The sequence below is a fragment of the Roseibium sp. genome (assembly GCF_051016195.1).
Classification (GTDB): Bacteria; Pseudomonadota; Alphaproteobacteria; order Rhizobiales; family Stappiaceae; genus Roseibium.
The window spans coordinates 5123984-5142716 of the sequence record NZ_CP134616.1 but is presented as its reverse complement, the minus strand read 5'-3'; the positions used below and the strand labels follow the sequence as shown (position 1 = coordinate 5142716).

The window sequence follows — 18733 nt, the reverse complement described above, 5'->3', positions numbered from 1 at the left end:
CACGAACCGGGTGAGGTGGGGTGCTGGTCTGGTACGAGAAATATGGCGGGCGTTTTTTGAACGCACTCCTGGTCGCGGTCTTTCTGACCGCGGCTATTCTCGTTTTGCGGATTGCAGGCCTTACCGACAGCATCGACAGATTTGTCTGGGAAACCAGGTTCGGTCTGGACACCAAAACGGTGTCGGAAGAGATCGTTTTCATCGACATTGATGCAGGAAGCCTCGAGGAGATTGGTGTCTGGCCCTTTCCGCGCCGCACCTATGCCGGTCTCGTTGAAAAACTCGCCGGAGCAGGGGCCCAGGACATTGTTTTCGATGTAGACTTCAGCGCGGCGTCAAATCCGGAGGATGATGCGCTGTTTGCGCGCGCGATCGAGCAGGCTGGCAATGTCAGCCTGGCGGCCTTTCGCCAGGCAGCCTCCGCGCAGTCCGGTGAGGGAGAAGTTATCAATCTTCCCGCCGAGCCTTTTCTTGATCACGCCTGGCCGGTGGTGGTCATGGTGCCGATGGAAGCCGACAGCCGGATCTGGCGTAATCTCTACGGCTACGAGATAGACGGCATCACTGAGATTTCAGCCGCCGCCTTCCTCGGGGAACACAGCGGCGACACGCAAGGTGCGTTTTATCTCGACTACGGAATTGCCATCGACAGCATGCCGCGCATTCCGCTGGCCGATGTGTTGAATGGAACGGCGAACCTTGATCAGTTCTCCGGCAGAAAGGTCATCATCGGGGCCAGCGCACTCGAACTTCGCGACCTCTTTGCCGTGCCGGTTTACGGCATTCTGCCCGGGGCAATGGTGCAGGCGCTCGGCGCGGAAACGCTCCTTCAGAAGCGAGCGCTGACGCCAGTGAGCGAAGGTTATGCGCTCCTGTTCGCAGTGCTGGTATTCGCGCTGCTGCTCATTACAAAGATCGAGGGATGGGCGCTCAAACTCGGCATATTCTTGCTTTCCGCTTCAGCGATTGAGATCGTTGCATTCGCCGTCCAGCAGTCATATCCGGTCCTTGTTCCGACCGGTAGTGCCCACGTCCTGCTGGCCCTGGCGGCAATCATTATCGTGCTGCGCGAGCTTGGATTGCACAAGCTGCTTGCGCATGTCGCCGACATCAAACAGCGCAACAGCGACCGGATGCTGGGTCAGGTTTTCGATGACAGTTTCGATGCCATCATCGTCATCGACAGCGACTGCCTCATCACCGCCGCGAACAGGACGGCACGGTCGCTGTTCTCAAGCGAAACACTGGCCGGCAGCAGTGCGCGCTCGGCACTGCCCAATGCCCTCGTTGAAGAAGCAATCGTGACACTCCAGGCTGCGGAAGGGCGTGCACCGGTGCCTCAGATCCTGGTCCTGGCCCAGGAAGGAACAAAGCGCCGTTTCATCGAATACGTGGTCACGAAGGCCGAGAAGACCCTGGCCGAAGCAAAGCAGCCGAACAAGATTGAAACGCGCGCGCTTGCCTGCCTGACCTGCCGCGATGTCACCGATGAGCGGGAATCCGCAGCCCGGCTGGAGTATCTGGCGCGTTTCGATCCGATTACCGATCTCCTCAACCGCAACGGTTTCGAGCGGGAACTGAACAAACTGACCAAAAGCGCCTGTTCCAAGAGCGAAGCGGTCTGTGTTGTCCAGTTCGCCGTCACCAATCTCGACCAGATCGTTGCAACGCTCGGGTTTACATATGGCGACCGGGTGCGGCAGTCGATCGCGTCGCGGCTGAAGAGTCACCTTGCCAAGGACGCAACCTGGGCCGCGATCACCGCCGATGTATTTGCCGGCCTTGCCGTGTCCAAGACCGGTAGCGAAGCAGAACTCGGGATCGTCGAGGAAGTCCGGAAAATCATCGGTGAAGACTATGCCATTGATGGCGCACGCATCTCGGTGCAGCTGAAATTCGGCTATGTGGTGTCCGAGGGCGAGGGCAATCCGGACCTGATTCTCAAGCGCGCAGGCAACGCGCTGTCTACGGCGCGTCGCGACAGCCAGAACCCGATCGTCTGTTTCAAATCGGAGATGGACACCGCCTTGCAGCGGCGCAGAAAGCTTGAAACGGAACTGTTCAAGGCAATCATTCGCGACGAACTACGGCTGGAATACCAGCCGCTGGTACGGCTGAACGATAGCTCGCTTTTCGGCGTCGAAGCCCTCTTGAGATGGGACAGCCGCGAATTCGGGCCGGTTTCGCCCATGGAGTTCATTCCGATCGCCGAAGAGAACGGATACATCCAGGAACTCGGCGCCTGGGTTCTGAACCGGGGTATGAAGGAAGCATTGCATTGGAAGCAGCCCTTGCGGCTGTCGGTGAATGTGTCGCCAGTGCAATTCTTCCGGGGGGATCTTGTCGAGACTGTCTCCGAAGCGCTGGAGCGGTCCGGTTTTCCGGCAGACAGGCTTGACCTGGAAGTCACGGAGTCCCTTTTCGTCGATGACAGCCCGGAGCTGATGCAGTGCATGGAAGACCTGAAGTCTCGTGGCTGCAACTTCTCCATGGACGATTTCGGCACCGGCTATTCCTCGCTCGGATACATCACCAAATTCCCGTTCTCCAAGATCAAGCTGGACAGATCCTTCATCAAGGAAACGATCGATCGGCAGGAAGACACAGCCGTGATCGAGGCGGTGCTTCTGCTTGCCGAAGGCTACGGCATGTCGGTGGTTGTCGAGGGCATCGAGACATTCGAGCAGTCCTGCCGGCTACAGGAACTCGGCTGCCAGCTGGGGCAGGGATACTATTTCGGCCGCCCCATGACAGCGATTGATGTTGCAGAGCGCCTCGTGGTCGCCGCCTGACCCGGCACTTTCCGCGTCCAGAAACCATTTGATTGAATTCGCGTCTTGCGCGCACTTGGTGGAACTTTGATGAAGATGCACGATTCTTCTTGTTAATGCATATTGATGCATGATATTGCACAATAATGTCCAATATCTCACATCTTCCCAATCAGCGTCGCGCCGCCATTCTCGAAGCGCTTGCCCGTGGCGAAGCGGTGTCAGCCGCAAAACTGGCCGCCGATTACTCCGTCTCCGAAGACGCAATCCGCCGGGACCTGCGCAAACTGGCTGCCGAAGGCCTGTGCGAAAAAGTCTATGGTGGCGCGCTGCCTGTCGCGCCTTCTGCCCAGCCGGTTTCGGTTCGCACGGCTGAAGATGTCGATCGCAAGGAAGCTCTGGTAAAAGCTGCGGTCTCCCTGATCAGACCGCGGGACTGCCTGTTTCTGGATGTGGGCAGCACGAACATCATCCTGGCGGAACACCTCCCGCTGAACCTCGAGTTGACAGTCGTGACCAACTCCATTCCCGTCGTTGCAAAGCTGATGGGCCGGAAGGGACTGCATCTCTTCTCGCTTGGAGGTGCCGTCAACGCCGAAGTCGGCGGAACAACGGGTTCACAAACCATCTCCGCGCTTCAGAACTTCCAGTTTGACCTGACATTTCTGGGCACATGCGGTCTTTGCCGTCAAAATGGTGTCAGCGCGTATGATGCCGAGGACGCGGACGTGAAGCGCGCGGCCATCCGAGCAAGCGACCGGGTTACAATCCTGGCGACAAAGGAGAAGCTCGACACCCGTTTGCCGCACCGGATCCTTGCTTTCGACGGGATCGACAGTCTGGTCCTGGAAGAGCAGGTGAGTGAAGAGTGCCGCCTTGAATACAAGACAGAGACAAACCGGATCGTGGTCGCAGCGCCCCCCGCGGCGCGACGGACGCTTGTCCGATGAGTGCGGATGCAGCCGGTCTTTCGCCTGATCGTCCCGAAACAAGGCTTGCCACGCGTCTTGCGTTTTTCGCAGCCGGGTTCGTGCTCGGATGCTGGTCGCCGCTCATTCCTTATGTGAAACAAAGACTCACCCTCGATGATGCCGGTCTCGGACTGCTTCTCCTCAGCCTGGGTGCAGGTTCGGTTGCGGCAATGCCGCTGGCCGGTATCGCCTGCACCCATTTTGGAACGCGCAGGGTGACGGTTGCGGGCGGCCTGGGTCTTGCGATCCTGTTCCCGGGTGTCGGGTTCATCGGTTCGGTGTGGACCATGGGCGCACTGGTCATCCTGATCGGGGCCTTTCTCGGCATGCTTGAAGTCGGCATGAATTCGCATGCGGTTGAGGTTGAACGCGCGTCATCGAACCCGCTCATGTCCGGGTTTCACGCCCTTTTCAGCATTGGCGGTTTCGCAGGCGCTGGTGGAGCAACGCTGTTGCTTTCGCTCGGCGCGATGCCTGCTTTCACCGCCGGTGCGTGCGCCGTAATGGCGCTGGCGGCTATTCTCGTGTCGTCTCCGATGTTGTTGAAAGCAGAACCGCGGGCAGAATCGAATGCCATTGTCTTTCCAAGAGGCATCGTTCTCGTGATCGCCCTGCTCACCGCCACGACATTTCTGGTCGAAGGGGCGATCCTGGACTGGGGCGCGTTGCTTGTCACCGAACAGGGGCTTGTCGGCATTGCAATGGGCGGCTTCGGCTACATGCTGTTTTCTGTCGCGATGACAGTGGGCCGGATATTCGGCGACAGGTTCGTTGCGGCCGTAGGCAGCCGACGTTGTCTCCTTTGGGGCGGGGGGCTGACGATCGCCGGGATACTGCTTGTGACGCTGACGCCCCATATTGCTGTTTCCGCAATCGGGTTTGTCGCGATCGGACTGGGTGCGTCCAACATCGTGCCGGTTCTGTTCAGCCTTGCCGGAACCCAGAAGGACATGCCGAGCGGGCAGGCGGTCGCTGCCGTCGCGACGACCGGCTACGGAGGCATCCTGCTTGGACCCGCCGCGATCGGTTTCGTGGCAAACGCCACCAGCCTTCAGACCGCCTTTCTGGCGCTTGCACTGCTCATGTGCCTGGTGCCGCTTCTGGCGGTACGCGTGACGCGGAAAACCTGACGTCAGGAACACTGCCAGGTTGTCATCACCACTTGGCTCGCGGGACGCTTGAAAATCAACGCCCGGATGCCTTGGTTAGAGGCCGAGACCGCCGAGGCAGTTGTATTTCACGTTGAGATAGTCATCGAGGCCGTATTTGGAGCCTTCGTTGCCAACGCCGCTTTCCTTGAACCCGCCGAAGGGGGCAACTTCGGTGGTGATCACGCCTTCATTGACACCGACAAGACCGTATTCAAGTGCCTCCATCACACGGAAACACCGGCCGAGATCCTGCGAATAGAAATAGCAGGCAAGACCGTATTCCGTATCGTTGGCCAGTTGAATGGCGTCGGCTTCGGTGTCAAAGCGGAATAGGGCCGCAAGCGGACCGAATGTCTCTTCGTGCGCGACCTTCATGTCCGGAGTGGCTCCAAGAATGAGTGTCGGCTCGTAGAAGGTGCCTTCGCCGTCAGGCCGGTTTCCGCCGGAAACGAGTTCGCCGCCCTTGCTGAGGGCGTCCTGCACATGGGCCGCTACCTTGTCGACGGCAGCCTCGTTGATCAGCGGGCCCTGGGTGACACCGGCCTCAAGACCATTGCCGACCTTCAGTTGCTCGGCCATCGCGGTCTTCAGCTTTGCCGAGAAGGCATCGTACACGCCCGCCTGCACGTAGATACGGTTCGCACAAACACAAGTTTGACCGGAGTTGCGGAATTTGCTGGCGATGGCCCCGGTGATCGCCCGGTCGAGGTCGGCATCATCGAAGACGATGAAAGGCGCATTGCCGCCGAGCTCCATCGAAATCTTTTTCATGTTCTTGCCGGCATTCGCGGCCAGCAGCTTTCCGACCCTGGTCGACCCCGTGAACGTAATCTTGCGCACAGCCGGGTTTTCGCACATTTCCTCGCCGATTGCCGGAGCATCGCCGGTGACGATATTGACGACGCCCGCCGGAAGGTCGACCTGGTCGGCCATGATTCCGTAGATCAGCGCTGAGTAAGGCGTGAATTCGGCCGGTTTCATGACCATCGTGCACCCGGCCGCAAGCGCAGCGCCGAGTTTCCTGGCGATCATCGAGTTCGGAAAGTTCCAGGGCGTGATTGACGCAACTACGCCGACCGGTTCCTTTGTCACCAGAATGCGCCGGTCCGCCCAGGGTGAGGGGATCGTATCGCCGTAAATGCGCTTTCCTTCTTCGGCGAAGAAGCGGATGTATTTCACACCAAGCGTGATTTCACCCTTGGCCTCGGCAAGGGGCTTGCCCATTTCCGTGGTCAGGAGCACGGCAAGGTCGTCAACCTGGTCCATGATGGCATCGCACAGCTTGTGCATGTAATCCGCGCGTGCGTCTGCCGTGAGCGCTTTCCAGGCGGGATGGGCCGTTTTTGCCGCCGCGATGGCGCGGGCCGTCTCGCCGCGTCCGCAATAGGGGATCGTTCCGACACTTTCGCCGGTCGCCGGATTGGCAACCGCGATTGTCTGGCCGCTGTCCGCATCAACCCATTCACCGTTGATGTAGACGTGCTGCTTGATTAGAGCGGTGTTCAAGGACATGGATCACTCCCGATTTTTATGCGCAGAAGGGCAGCCGAGAGGCCAGCCGGACCGGTTTTGAAAGAGATAGAGCGCCTCTCGGCTGTCTGGCAAGCGCTTTTCAAGCCGGAGGTGAAATTGCGTCTTGCGCGGCGACTGAAGCGATACGGGCGAATCCCCACAGACGCGGCACGCAGTTCCGGGCGGGGTGTTCGCAAAACTGTTCTGAAAGGAAAACGGGCCCGTCAGGGCCCGATAGGTTCGGTCAGGACCCGCTGAGGCGTTCCTGCAGCATCGCGATTTCATCTGCAAGTGCCTGGGCCTGCTTCTGCACCCGGTCGAGTGCGACCTTCATGCTGTCAAGGTCCGTGTTGTCATGATCTTCCGCAAACGGAGGAGATCCGCGGCCGACAAGAAGCCATGTCGGGCTGACATTGAGAACACCCGCGAGCAGAACCAGCTTGTTGGAACGCGGTTCGGAGCGGTCGCTTTCCCAGCTTTGCATCGTCGACGTCTTGATTCCGAGGCGGCGGGCAAGCTGAGCGGTCGACAGCCCGGAGGCGTCCCGCGCCTTGCAGATACGCTCGCCGAGAGTGTATTCGCTGCTTCGTGTCGTCATGACTGAACTCCCGTCGAGGCCGGTTCGATCCGTCACCAAATGAACGGTTTCGTTCGCCAAGAACGGAACATTTTTTCTGAAATTATGGGTCATGGCGCGCACACTTGCATGATCGGCCTGTGCAGTGCAACAGCTGCCGGGCGATTTGTCGCATTGAGAGCGTGCCGCGGCGGGATTGAGCAAATTGCTCAGTAGATTTGACGGTTTTGGCGGACCGTCAGTACTCGCGTTCGAAGAAGATTCCGGCCTTGGATTCCCCATCCGCACCCACTTCACCCCGGACCTTCAGCCCGCGATCAAGATCGATATCGACCTTGACACGGCTTGAGCCGGACCCGGTCCCCTGTTCGACGCCGAGATAGATATTGTCGTTGATGTATTTCCCGACGGCGACGGACGGTCCGTCCTCGCCATCCGTGTTGATGTCGATGGCGTCCAGTCCGAGCGATTTGCGAAGCGTCGCCAGCGGGCCGCTGTCACTGCCACCCGTCAGCGTCGCGATTGCAGCCGCCAGACTTGCTATTTGCGTGGCTGAAAGATTGCCGACACTTTTGCCGAACAACAACAGGGCCAGAACCTCGTCCTGGGGCAGTTCCGGCGAGGAGCTGAACGCGATTTCCGGGTCATCCGCCTGGCCGCTTACGGTGACCGTGATCGTGGTGTCGTTTACGGTCGTCGTCGCTGCGAAATCGATCAGCGGCGTCAGCGAGCCGTCAAAGGTTGCGCTTCCGCGCGAGAAGGTCAGGCGGCGCGTCAGAATGTCGAGCTGGCCGCGCTTGAGCGAAAACGCCCCGATGGCCTGTGGGTCCGCGGTTGTGCCGACCACCTTGAGATTGCCCTGAAGCTCTGCGTCCAGCCCACGCCCCCGGATGAATATCCGGCCCGGTGCGTTGAGCACGATGTCCAGACGCGGGGGAACCGACTTCTGTTCCGCCTGCGATTGCTTGGGTTCACCGCCCAGATCCGCAACCTGTTGCCGGATCGCCTGAGAGGCGTTCACGTGTTTCACGTCGACCGGCGGAATGGCACCCGGAAGATATTCCGGGATCGAAACATCTGCCTTGTTGATCGTTACGGTCCCGCCGATAAGCGCAGAATTTGAAGGAGAGGCGAGCGGTCCGCTGATCTTTATATCCGCGTCGACTTCTGCCGTTACCAGACCCGGGTCGACATAGCGTCCGCGATTGAGCTTGATTGCCAGGTCTGCCGGAAAGCCGTTATTCATCCCCACGGTGCCGGAGGCAGACAGTGAGCCTCCTGTGGCAAGCTCACCCGTAATCGAATTCAGCGACGCCTGTTCCTGTGTCACGGTTGCCGTACCGCCTATGTTCTGCACGGTCAGACCGGTCGACAGGCTGGTGACCTTGAGACCCGAAGGCGTCGCGGTGATCTGGTATGTCGGCGCAGAGGTGGAGCCACCAACCTTGCCTTTTAGGGAGACAGCGCCGTCACCCCGAATTCCGGCTTCGAGCATGGGGCGTTTCAACGCGTTGATCGGAACGGTCCCGTCGAGCGTGATCGCGATTGCGTTGGGCTGCGACAGGCCGACGGCACCGGAGGCGGTAAAGGCCAGTCCGTTCGGATCGTTGACCGTGGTTTCCTGCGATACCTGGTTGTCCTTCAGCGTACCCGCCGTCTTGAGAGAAAGGGCGGCAAGCCCGTTGTTTTTCAGCTCGGTTGCGGTCAGACCTGCGCCCGTGATCGACCAGGTCGCTTCCGGCGCTGTCGAACTGCCCTGGGCTTTTACCGATCCGGAGAGTGTTCCGCCGAGCCCGAGTGAAGGAACAAAGGCATTGGCGAGATTAAGCGGCACGGAGTTGAGTTCAGCGGACATGTCAAGCGACTGTCCTGCTTTGCCCGACAGCGCCAGTGACCCGTCGCCGAGCTTGAGCTTGAGTGGCTGGATATCCGCGGTTCCACCGGTATAGGAAATCCGCGTTGCCTCCAGCAACTGGCTTGCGAGACCCTGGTAGCGCATCGACAACTCGGAAAGGTCGACAACGTAACTGTCAGATGCCGGTTGCGAGACCCGGGCCGCCAGGGAAAGGCCGTCGTCATTGTCCTGGTCGATCTTGACGTCTGCATTGACAGATGTCCCATCTCCCTCAGGCTTTGCCAGCAGCCTGATTGCGTGAACCGGTGTTGCATCCGTGATGAGATCCGAAAGCTCGACATCTGCTGTCGCTGTTTGCGGAGAGTAGGGGGCCGCAATGTCCGCCTTCACTTTGACGCTGCCGATGCTGAGCGACGGAACATCAATGTCGGAGCCGGTCAGATCAATCGCGAGTTTCTTCGCGTCCGGATCGGCGAGCACACTTCCTTTCAGCTGTCCGCCGATTTCGGTCAGGACGAGCGGTGACAGTGACTCAAGATCCGGAGCGTTGATCTCAAGATCACCTTTCAGTGTCTCGACCGGCTTTTCCAGATCGGTGACCGCAAGTGCGCCTGTGACCGTGTTTCCGGCAAGTTTCACCGAAAGCGGATTGATATCGGCACCGCCATTCTCGCTCTTGAGCTCGATATCAACGGAAAGAGGCTGGCCCTTGAGACTGGCCGAAGAGGTTACCTTGGCGCTTGGTGCGGCCATGTCCGCGACCGCCGTCGCAGCGAACTCAAGTGCGTCCAATGGTGTGCCGGCAAGCAGGATCTGTTCGGAGGAAGCGTCCAATTCGACATTCAGTGCATCGACTGGCCCGGACGTCGTGGCGGTCAGCTTCGCGGCCCCTGCAAGCTGCGTATCAATCTTGCTCAGATCGGAAAGGTCAACTGAGACATTGGAAGCCAGCTCTGATTTTTCGTAATGAGCGGTTCCGTCGATCGCGATGGCGGCGTTCTTGATCGAAAGGCTTTCCAGTGTGATGTCGTCCACGCCCGCAAGAGCAACGACGGCATCGAATTGGGTTGATCCGGTCATCAGTGCGTCCGCCTGCGCAATGCCGGTTACCACGTCCTGTGTCGTGACCGCGGCTGTCGCCTTGCCGGAAATCCCGGCCGGGTCCAGGTCTGCTGAGAAGGTTGCGGATACGCTCCCACCGAGGTCACGCTGAGCGAGCTTTGCAAAGAGACCGAGATCAGCCAGCGAAAGCCGTCCCTGGCCGCTAACCTTGCTCGCCGACAGCAGCGTGTCCGTGAGGGTCAGTGCAGCTGCGGATGAGGTCAGCGCCAGATCGGAGATGCGGGCCTCTTGCGCGCTGCCATCCGCTGTTCCCGAAGCCTTGAGCGACAAACCGCCTGAGAGAGGCTCGGTCTCCGCCGTCAGGCCTTCGAGATCGGCGATTGTGACATCCAGGCCGAATGGTGAAGTCAGGACATCTGCTTGCAGGTTCGCACCGTTTCCGCTGGCTTCAAGCTCGATCGCGCCTGTCCTGGCCTCGGTCGTCTGGAAGGACCTCATGCCGATCCTGGTTGACCAGTCAGCTGCTGACTGGCTGCCGTTCACTGAGACGGTTGCGTCGAGGGGACCGAACACGATGCGTCGATCGCCAAGGTCGAGAGCGATTAACGCGTTGTCGCCTGCATTGACCGACATCTTGGCGGCAGCATTGATCTTGTCGTCGGCAAGGCTGGCAGACGCATCCAATGCCACGGTTTGGGTGTTGAGTTTGATTTCGCCCGACAATGGGGCGAATGCCTGCGTCAAGCGTGCGCTGCCTGCCGCGTTTGTCGTGCCGGTGAGAAAAGCTTTCGCCTGTGGCGGTGCGAGCGGCTCAAGGTCTCCGTCCAGATCGAACGTCAGAACCCGCTCCGCATCGTTTTCTGCAAGATTGGCGGACCCGGTGACGGTTGTCCGCCCATCCAGCGCGATCCCGAGATCTGCCGCCCAGTCCGTGAGCGGGCCGCTTCCCTTCAGCTCCAGCCGGATCGCCGGAAGATCGGGAACTTGGAGAATGCGGGCGGCCATTCCGCCACGCGGCTCAGACAGAACAAGATCGAAGGCGAGGGTCTCCGCGGAAGGTTCAAACTCGGCGGAGGCATTCAGTTTCGCGTCGATGCCGTCAACGCGTTCAACATCCAGCTTGCCCGAAACCAGGGCTGGGTCTTGCATGAACGCTCCGGAACCGGCGACCGAGAACGACACGGGTTCACCGATCACGGGAGCGCCGACATTGATCTCGTCGAGTTCCAGTTCTCCGAGGGAAATGTCCAGCGGCAGGGCAAGGCCGCCTGTCGCTTCGCTCGTTTCGGTTTCACCCTCGTTGGCCGCCGCCGGCTCAGAAGCGGGGAGCCGGTTGAGATCCATCCTGCCGGCCGTAATGGAGGCGACATCCAGGGTTCCCGATATGAGCTGGAGCGGATGCCAGTTCAGGCCGAGTTGCTCGGCTTCGAACCAGACGCCATCCTGATCGGCGAGCGAAATGTCCTCCACGGCGGCGTTCAGGCCGAAGCTGAGATAAAGCCCTTCAATCCTGATGGTCTGGCTTTCGCTCGAGGCAACCGAACTGACCACATTTGACACGAGGTTGCGACCCGAAGGGACCTGCAGAATCGCAATCAAGATCAACGGAATCGCGATCATGATTACGATGAGAAATCCGATAATACGCAGTGTCAGATTTAAAAAACGCATGAGGATCAGGGGATTATGCTGTCCGGTTCCAGGCGGCGGATCAATCGGGTTTCAGGTGTCTCGCGGATTCGGCAATCTGATTCCAGGCAGCCATATTGCCGAACGGGTGTTCCAGGCGCCAGGACACTAGAAGGCCTGACTCAGGCCCACATAGAGCGCGAAATCCGGATCGTCCTTACCGGGATCGAGTGGAATTGCGGCATCAACACGAAGCGGGCCTATGGGTGTAAAGTACCGCAAACCTGCGCCAACGCCCACCTTCAAATCTTCTGCAAAATCGGGAACACTGTCTTCATAGGCATTACCTGCATCGACAAACCCGACAACACCGATGGTTTCTGTCACCCGAACCCGAACTTCCCCTGACAGTTCTACCAGGGATCGCCCGCCGACAACGTCGCCATTTACTCTGGGGCCGACATTGCGATAGGCGTAGCCGCGGATGGATCCGCCGCCGCCTGCAATGAATCGGCGGCTTGCCGGAACCGATTCGACCGAAGGCGCGAAAATGGACCCGAGCGTGACCTTGCCTGCCAGAATGAAACGCTTGGCCTGGTCTACTGCATAGTAGCTGGAGACCGTCCCTCTCACGAAACCCATCGCATTCGAGTTGAGCGTATCGTAAGCAGGCTCGGCGAAGATCGAGGCAAACACGCCCTTGGACGGGTTGAGCTTGTCGTCTCTGTTGTCGAACGTGAGGTCTGCGGGCAGCCCGAGGAGCAGATACTCGTTTTCACCGAACGCGTCTTCCTCGTCGGCAAAGAAAACCTCCGCGCCGGCGCGCCCCTTGAGGGTGTCTGAAAACTCGCGGTTGAGAAAGGCGTTGAAGGTCGCAGTTCGGCTCTTGTAGGCATCAGGGTTTTCCTGCCGCGCTTCAAGACTTGTGGAGAAGCTTGTGAGAGGGCCGAAGACGCCGGGTTTCTCGAATGCTATCCGCGCCGAGTATTCCTGGTTTGCAAAGCTTTCGGTCCCGATGCGTCCGACAGAACCTTCCACCGAGAGAAGCTCGCCGCGTCCGAAGAGATTTCTGCGCCGCCAATATGCTTCCACACCGAAGCCCTCGGTACTCGACCAGGACGCCCCCGCGCCGATCACATGCCGTTTGCGCTCGCTGACCTCGATCGTGATCGGCAGAGTGCCGTCAGGGCCTGCGATGTCGCCCTCGACAAATCGGATCGACGAGAAGATGCCGAGATCGTTCAGCCGCTTGCGGGCGCGTGAAATATCTTCCGGGGAGTAGATGCCGCCTTCCGGCAGCATGGCCTGCTGTTTGACGAAATCCGGATCGGTCACGTCGGTTCCGTTGACCGCAACGGGACCGAACCTGGCTTGCGGTCCAGCATCGGCCACAAGCGTGACATCCAGCTTGTTGGAACTGTGGTCGGCAGTGATCCGGCGCTCGGCGATCTTCGCCTTCGGATAGCCGCGCCCGCGCAGGAGCGCAACAATACGTCCTTCCGCGGAGAGGATCTTGCCCGATTCGGCGGGCTCGCCCGGGGTCAGTCCCCAGAAGGACGGATCGGTCGACAACTCGCTCGTATTCGATGATATGGCGACATTACCGAATGTGAACACGGGCCCGGGATTGACGAGTATAGACACCTTCACGGGCCGTGCATTCGGCAAATCGCTTTGCTCAAGCGCGGTTTCCAGGGGAATGCCCGCCAGCGTGATCGACACGGTTCCACCATACCGGCCCTCAGAGTAGAGTTTGGCGACAAGCCGCTCGCGGTCGGAAAGGGCGCGTGCGATCAAGCCGGCCTCGCCGGAAGGCGGCTTGTCCTGCTGCTGCACCAGCAGGGAGGCTCCCTTCAGGTCGCCGGTCAGATCTTCGTCGCCGGTGGATACGGCAAGTTCAGCCTCATATGGGGTCGGGTCCGGGACAGCTTCGCCCTGTTCTTCCTCTTCACCGCCAAAGGGTTTCCACCCTAAGATTTCGAACGCAGTCGCGGGAAAAAGCGGCAGTGACAGGCCCAAGAGCAGGGTGCCGATTGCTACAGCAGATTTTGAAACACGAAAAGGGCCGGCCGCCGCCCTGGCAACCAACGTGCTTGATACGGTTGACACCGCGCTCCGGGGAGCCCCGGAGAAGCAAGACGGTAGACCCTTCACTAACTGCCGCCTGACGGGTTGGTCCGACCGGCCTTTCCGGAATTGAAAAGCGATCGATCGGATGCTTATGCAGCCCTACAATCGCAAGCGTATGCTGCCATGGTTAAATCTTGCTGAATCTTGATAGACCATGATGAATGGCTGAAAGCAAGAGAGAAGACAACGCAAGGGGTTGCCGCAAACAGTTGAAGCGGTGGTTTTCCGCATATTAACATTGCATTCCCTTACGGAAAAGCAAACGCGCCTGACAGGTCCGGCGCGTTTTACTTTCTTCTGGATGTTTCTTGTAATCAGAAGAGTGGCTCTTCTTCCGCAAGGCCCATGAGACGACGGGCCGCGGTCAGGGTATTGACCATGAGCATTGCGATCGTCATGGGACCGACGCCGCCCGGCACCGGCGTAATGGCACCGGCATGTCCCACGGCCTCATCAAAGGCGACATCACCAACCAGACGCGACTTTCCTTCACCGCGTTCCGGCGCCGGTATCCTGTTGATGCCGACATCGATTACGGTCGCACCGTCCTTGATCCAGTCGCCCTTGACCATTTCAGGGCGTCCGACCGCAGCAACCACAATGTCCGCAGCGCGCACGACATCGGGGAGGTTCTGCGTGCGGCTGTGCGCAATGGTCACCGTACAGCTTTCCTGAAGCAGCAGGCTGGCCATCGGTTTGCCGACGATGTTCGAGCGGCCGACAACAACAGCGTTTTTGGCGGAAAGCGTATCTCCGAGAGTGCGCTTCAGCAGTACGAGGCTTCCGGCCGGTGTACACGGAACCAGCGCACTGTCGCGTTCCCCGGCGGTCAGGAGACCGACATTGACGGGATGAAAACCGTCGACGTCCTTCTCCGGTCGGATCAGGCGCAGGACCTTGCTTTCATCGATATGGCCGGGCAGCGGAAGCTGAACCAGGATGCCATGAATTTCCGGATCATTGTTGAGCTGGTCGACCAGCGCAAGCACGTCGTCCTCGCTGGAGGAGGCATCAAGGGTGTGCTTGACCGAATGAAAGCCGCAAGCCTCCGCGGCGCGGTCCTTGTTGCGGACATAGACCTGGCTGGCCGGGTCTTCACCGACAAGCACGACGGCGAGCCCCGGTCGTTTCCCGCTTTCCTGTAGAAGGGCGGCTGCCCGGCGCGTGATCTCATCGCGCACCGATTCCGCAATGGCTTTGCCATCAATGATTTGGGCCTGGGGCATTCAGCCTCCTTGTCGCTGATACGATTGGAACAAACGAATTCGGCGACCAGCTATAGAATGGTGACCGGAATTGAAAAAGGCAGATTGCGTCGTTTCTTACTCTGGTTTCGCCACGGCGGCGGTCCGCCTTCCTCAGGAACTGCGCGCAAACCTGTCCAGTTCCGAAATCGCGCAAACGATATGATAAAGCGAGCTTGCAGGGGCGGGCTCATCGGCAAAACTGCCGTCAGGCGCCAGTTTGTCGAGGTAAAGACCAGTCGGAGCGTCTTCAAAATAGACCCGCAGTGCCGCGACGGACGCCGGAATATCCGCCAGATAGGCGTCTCTTTCCGGACCGCTGGAAATTTCGGCAAGAGCAACCGCCGCCTTGATCCATTCGGTCTGTCCCCAAAGACGCGCAACCGGGTTCTGAACGGTGAAATCGTCGTTGAGCGCCATGAAGGTGACACTCCGGTTCTCGTCGATGCCGTAGGTCCAGGCGATGTCGTAAAGACGCCTGGCGGCAACCAGGGCCCCCGCATCTTCCCGCGAACGACCCCACCTGCACAACAGCCACGCCCATTCGAACTGGTGCCCGGGCTCCATGATGCGGCCTTTGTCTCCGGGCATGGGCGTCCAGTCGAGATCGAAAAACTCTCTGAGACCGCCGCTCACCGGATCGATGAAATTGTTCATCGCAAGCTCTGCAATCTCGTCAGCCAGCGCGGACCAGACCGGATCATCGGAAACGGCCTCCCAGGCAAGGCAGGCCTCGAAAAGGTGCATGTGCGGATTGGAACAGAGGGGACTTTTGTCCGGGTTCGCTTCGCGGAATCCGGCCTCGCCGTGCCTGTAATTTTCCAGCAGGAAATTCAGAAGGTTGGCGGCATGCTCTTCCGCGAGTGCTTTCCTGCTTTGAACAGAAGCGGCGATGTTCGCAAAGCCGAACAAGGCAAAGGCCTGATTGTAAAGATCGAACGTGTCGTCGACGATCTCGTTGTTCAGATTCGCTGCGGCGGCAATATACCCGGCCTTTGGCAGATAAGTGCGGGTGAACCAGTCAAAGAGGCCGGCAGCGATGTCTTCGGCAGGTCCGTTCCATCCGAGCCTTGCTCCTTCGAGAAACGAATAGATCTGCCGTGGCACGATGCGTGCGCGGCGCGGCACATCTGTTGCCTTGCGGTCGACAAGGTCGATGGCTTCAAAACATTCACCTTTGGAAAGATCGATGCCCTCTGCAAGCCAGATCGGAAGGGCTTCGTCGTTCTGCCACTTGATGAGATCAGCGGAGAGCTGCTTGATCGGCCCAAGGCCTGTGTTCTGGGGTGCCATTGAAGTCCTCATGTCCGGGAAGGCGAACATTCAAAGAGAGTCGCCGTGGAACCTGTCAGAACGTTGTAGCGAAAAAGTTTTAAGAATAAAAAACACTGGAACTTAAGAAGGCACCGGTCTGTACCGATCAAGTGGCAGGTGCCCCGCGAACGCGGGGGCACCTGGAGCCGGTTCAGACATTGCTGTCCGGGAACGACGCCTTGCGTTCGGCCATGAAGCTGACCAGTGCGTCGTCGATGGCCGGATCAAGTTCTGGCCCGGTATAGGACCTCAGCATTTCCTTCCATTTGCCGTTGGCCCTGCGAGCAGAGTCGAGTTCGCCGTCTGCGAGCCACTGCTCGTAGGAATTGTTGTCGGCGATCGAGGAACGGTAGAACGCGCTTTCGAAGTTCCTCTGGGTATGAGCGGCACCCAGGAAATGTCCGCCCGGGCCTACTTCCTGCAGGGCGTCCATTGCAAGGGTTTCGTCATCGACCTCGATGCCCTTCGCCAGGACATGCATCATGCCGAGCTGATCGGCATCCATGACGAACTTCTCGTAGGACGAACACAATCCGCCTTCCAGCCAACCTGCTGAGTGCAGCGCGAAATTTACGCCCGACTGCACCGTTGCAAGAATGGTCTGGGCAGATTCCTGCGCCGACTGGGCATCCGGCAACTTGGACGCGGTGAAAGAGCCGCCCGAGCGGAACGGCAGGTTGAGCCTGCGCGCGAGCTTGGCGGCGCCGTTCAGAAGCAGCGAGCCTTCCGGGCTGCCGAAGGTCGGCGCGCCGGACTGCATGGAGATGGAACTCACGAAGGCACCGAACACGACCGGCGCGCCGGGTCGTACAAGCTGCGTCAGCGCGCATCCGGCCATTGCCTCGGCCAGAACCTGAGACAGCGTTCCGGCAACCGTGACGGGGCTCATCGCGCCAGCCAGAATGAACGGCGACACGATGCAGGCCTGGTTGTTCTTCGCATAAACCTTCAGCGCACCGAGCATGGTGGCGTCGAACACGAGCGGTGAATTCGCATTGATCAGCTGGATCATGACACAGTTCTGATCGACGAAGCCTTCACCGAAGGTGATCTGCGCCATCTTGACGGAATCTTCCGCGCGTTCCGGCGCGGTCACCGATCCCATGAACGGTTTGTCTGAATGCTTGATGTGGGAATAGACCATGTCGAAATGGCGCTTGTTCACCGGCAGATCGACCGGTTCGCAGACGGTGCCGCCCGAATGGTGCATCCAGGGTGACATGTAGGCCAGTTTCACGAAGTTTCGGAAATCCTCGATCGTGCCGTAGCGGCGTCCCTGGTCCAGATCGGTCACGAAGGGGGGGCCGTAGACCGGCGCGAACACAAGGTTGTTCCCGCCGATTTCGACGTTGCGGGCCGGGTTGCGCGCATGCTGGGTGAACTGGGACGGCGCGGTCTTCAGGATCTCGCGCAACATGTCCTTGGGAAAGCGGACGCGTTCACCGTCGACATCCGCGCCGGCGTCCTTCCAGATCCGGAGCACTTCCGGGTCTTCACGGAATTCCAGTCCGATTTCTGCAAGAATGCGATCTGCATTCGCCTCGATCTTCAGGACACTTTCCTCGCTGAGGACGTCGTAGATCGGGAGTTTGCGGGAAATGTAGGGGACAGCCTGGCCGGCCGGACCAGCTTGCCTGCGCTCGCGGCGGGCGGATCGGCCTCTGCGGCCCGACGGGGCGGCGTCTGACATCATTCAGCTCCAAGGGTGGTTTTTTGAGTTGTGCGTAGTCTTTCTCAGGCGCAAGTGCAACCCGGCTCCAGATGCGTCGCACTTTGCCATAAATGCGTCATGTCCCTGACTTGATCGGATTTGACCTGCCGGTGCCGGGAAGCGGGTAGTGTAGCACCCTTGAGGGAAACCGTCGCTTGGGCGCGACAAAATGGGTTCAACGATTGAAGTCCATAGGTTCGTGGCCGGATGGCTCGACCATGGCATCCATGCCGCTCAGTCGCCTTCGCGAAGTCGTGCCGGTTGACGCGTCAGGGCATGGATTGCCGGATCAGGTCCGGCAATGACGCCGTGCCATAGACTATGTTTGTCGTGGCTTCTCTTCAGATCGGTCATCCCCGACTTGATCGGGGATCCATGCCGTTTCGCGTCCACTTGTCAGTGCGTGCGTGGTTGATGCATCAGGGCATGGATTGCCGGATCGAGCCCGGCAACGACCGAGGGGGTGCGCGCCAAGGTTATCAACTCTCTCCGCTCGCCATCCCGGCCGAGCGGTGCGCGCCGGGACCGCGGAGGCGCAGGCGTTGGCGTTTCTGCCTGAAGCAATCGCGTTCACGGTGACAAATGCCTTGGAAACGAGGTGGCCCCGGATCTTCTCAGCGCTGCGTCCGGGGTGACGAACAGAAGGAATGACAAGATTTCAGCCCACATGCCCGCCTCATCCTGAGGAGCGCATGCGCGCGTCTCGAAGGATCGGCCGCGAGTCACGAGGTTTGCCGCCGATCCTTCGAGACGGACCTTGGGTCCTCCGCAGGATGAGGGGGCGGTTTGGCCACCTGCATCCCACA

General features: G+C 59.6%; 10 protein-coding genes. 3 read left to right on the top strand and 7 right to left on the bottom strand.

The features are described 5' to 3' along the window. The first annotated feature begins 20 nt into the window (after window positions 1-20). The 3 genes from RDA78_RS23385 to RDA78_RS23375 all read left to right on the top strand — a co-directional run bounded on the left by RDA78_RS23385 (window position 21) and on the right by RDA78_RS23375 (window position 4872). Window positions 21-2792 carry an EAL domain-containing protein gene (locus tag RDA78_RS23385; RefSeq protein ID WP_434052168.1) on the top strand — a complete coding sequence of 924 codons (2772 nt, stop codon included), beginning with the start codon at window positions 21-23 and terminating at the stop codon, window positions 2790-2792. Between the two features lie 125 nt (window positions 2793-2917). Then, window positions 2918-3721: a DeoR/GlpR family DNA-binding transcription regulator gene (locus RDA78_RS23380; RefSeq protein WP_434052167.1), complete on the top strand. Its 804-nt coding sequence runs from the start codon at window positions 2918-2920 to the stop codon at window positions 3719-3721. Continuing rightward, complete coding sequence (locus tag RDA78_RS23375; RefSeq protein WP_434052166.1) at window positions 3718-4872, top strand: MFS transporter; 1155 nt, start codon at window positions 3718-3720, stop codon at window positions 4870-4872. Before RDA78_RS23380 ends, RDA78_RS23375 begins: the two co-directional genes overlap by 4 nt. A gap of 75 nt (window positions 4873-4947) precedes the next feature. Here RDA78_RS23375 and RDA78_RS23370 read toward each other — a convergent pair whose 3' ends face one another. From RDA78_RS23370 to RDA78_RS23340, 7 genes are all read right to left on the bottom strand, one after another. Further along, entirely contained in the window at window positions 4948-6405 is a 1458-nt protein-coding gene (locus RDA78_RS23370; protein ID WP_434052165.1) for an NAD-dependent succinate-semialdehyde dehydrogenase, read from the bottom strand. 244 nt (window positions 6406-6649) lie between these two features. Beyond that, entirely contained in the window at window positions 6650-7003 is a 354-nt protein-coding gene (locus RDA78_RS23365) for a helix-turn-helix domain-containing protein (RefSeq protein ID WP_434052164.1), read from the bottom strand. Between the two features lie 217 nt (window positions 7004-7220). Next, the gene (locus RDA78_RS23360; protein ID WP_434052163.1) at window positions 7221-11459 is read right to left on the bottom strand and encodes a translocation/assembly module TamB domain-containing protein; all 4239 of its coding nucleotides are present in this window, start codon (window positions 11457-11459) and stop codon (window positions 7221-7223) included. A gap of 237 nt (window positions 11460-11696) precedes the next feature. Then, window positions 11697-13547, bottom strand: coding sequence for an autotransporter assembly complex protein TamA (locus RDA78_RS23355; RefSeq protein ID WP_434052162.1), 1851 nt, complete (start codon window positions 13545-13547; stop codon window positions 11697-11699). A 425-nt stretch (window positions 13548-13972) separates the two neighbouring features. After that, window positions 13973-14884: a bifunctional methylenetetrahydrofolate dehydrogenase/methenyltetrahydrofolate cyclohydrolase FolD gene (gene folD / locus RDA78_RS23350; RefSeq protein WP_434052161.1), complete on the bottom strand. Its 912-nt coding sequence runs from the start codon at window positions 14882-14884 to the stop codon at window positions 13973-13975. A 132-nt stretch (window positions 14885-15016) separates the two neighbouring features. Next, the gene (locus RDA78_RS23345; RefSeq protein WP_434052160.1) at window positions 15017-16195 is read right to left on the bottom strand and encodes an AGE family epimerase/isomerase; all 1179 of its coding nucleotides are present in this window, start codon (window positions 16193-16195) and stop codon (window positions 15017-15019) included. Between the two features lie 172 nt (window positions 16196-16367). Beyond that, window positions 16368-17906 carry a trimethylamine methyltransferase family protein gene (locus tag RDA78_RS23340; RefSeq protein WP_434052159.1) on the bottom strand — a complete coding sequence of 513 codons (1539 nt, stop codon included), beginning with the start codon at window positions 17904-17906 and terminating at the stop codon, window positions 16368-16370. Window positions 17907-18733: the final 827 nt, after the last annotated feature.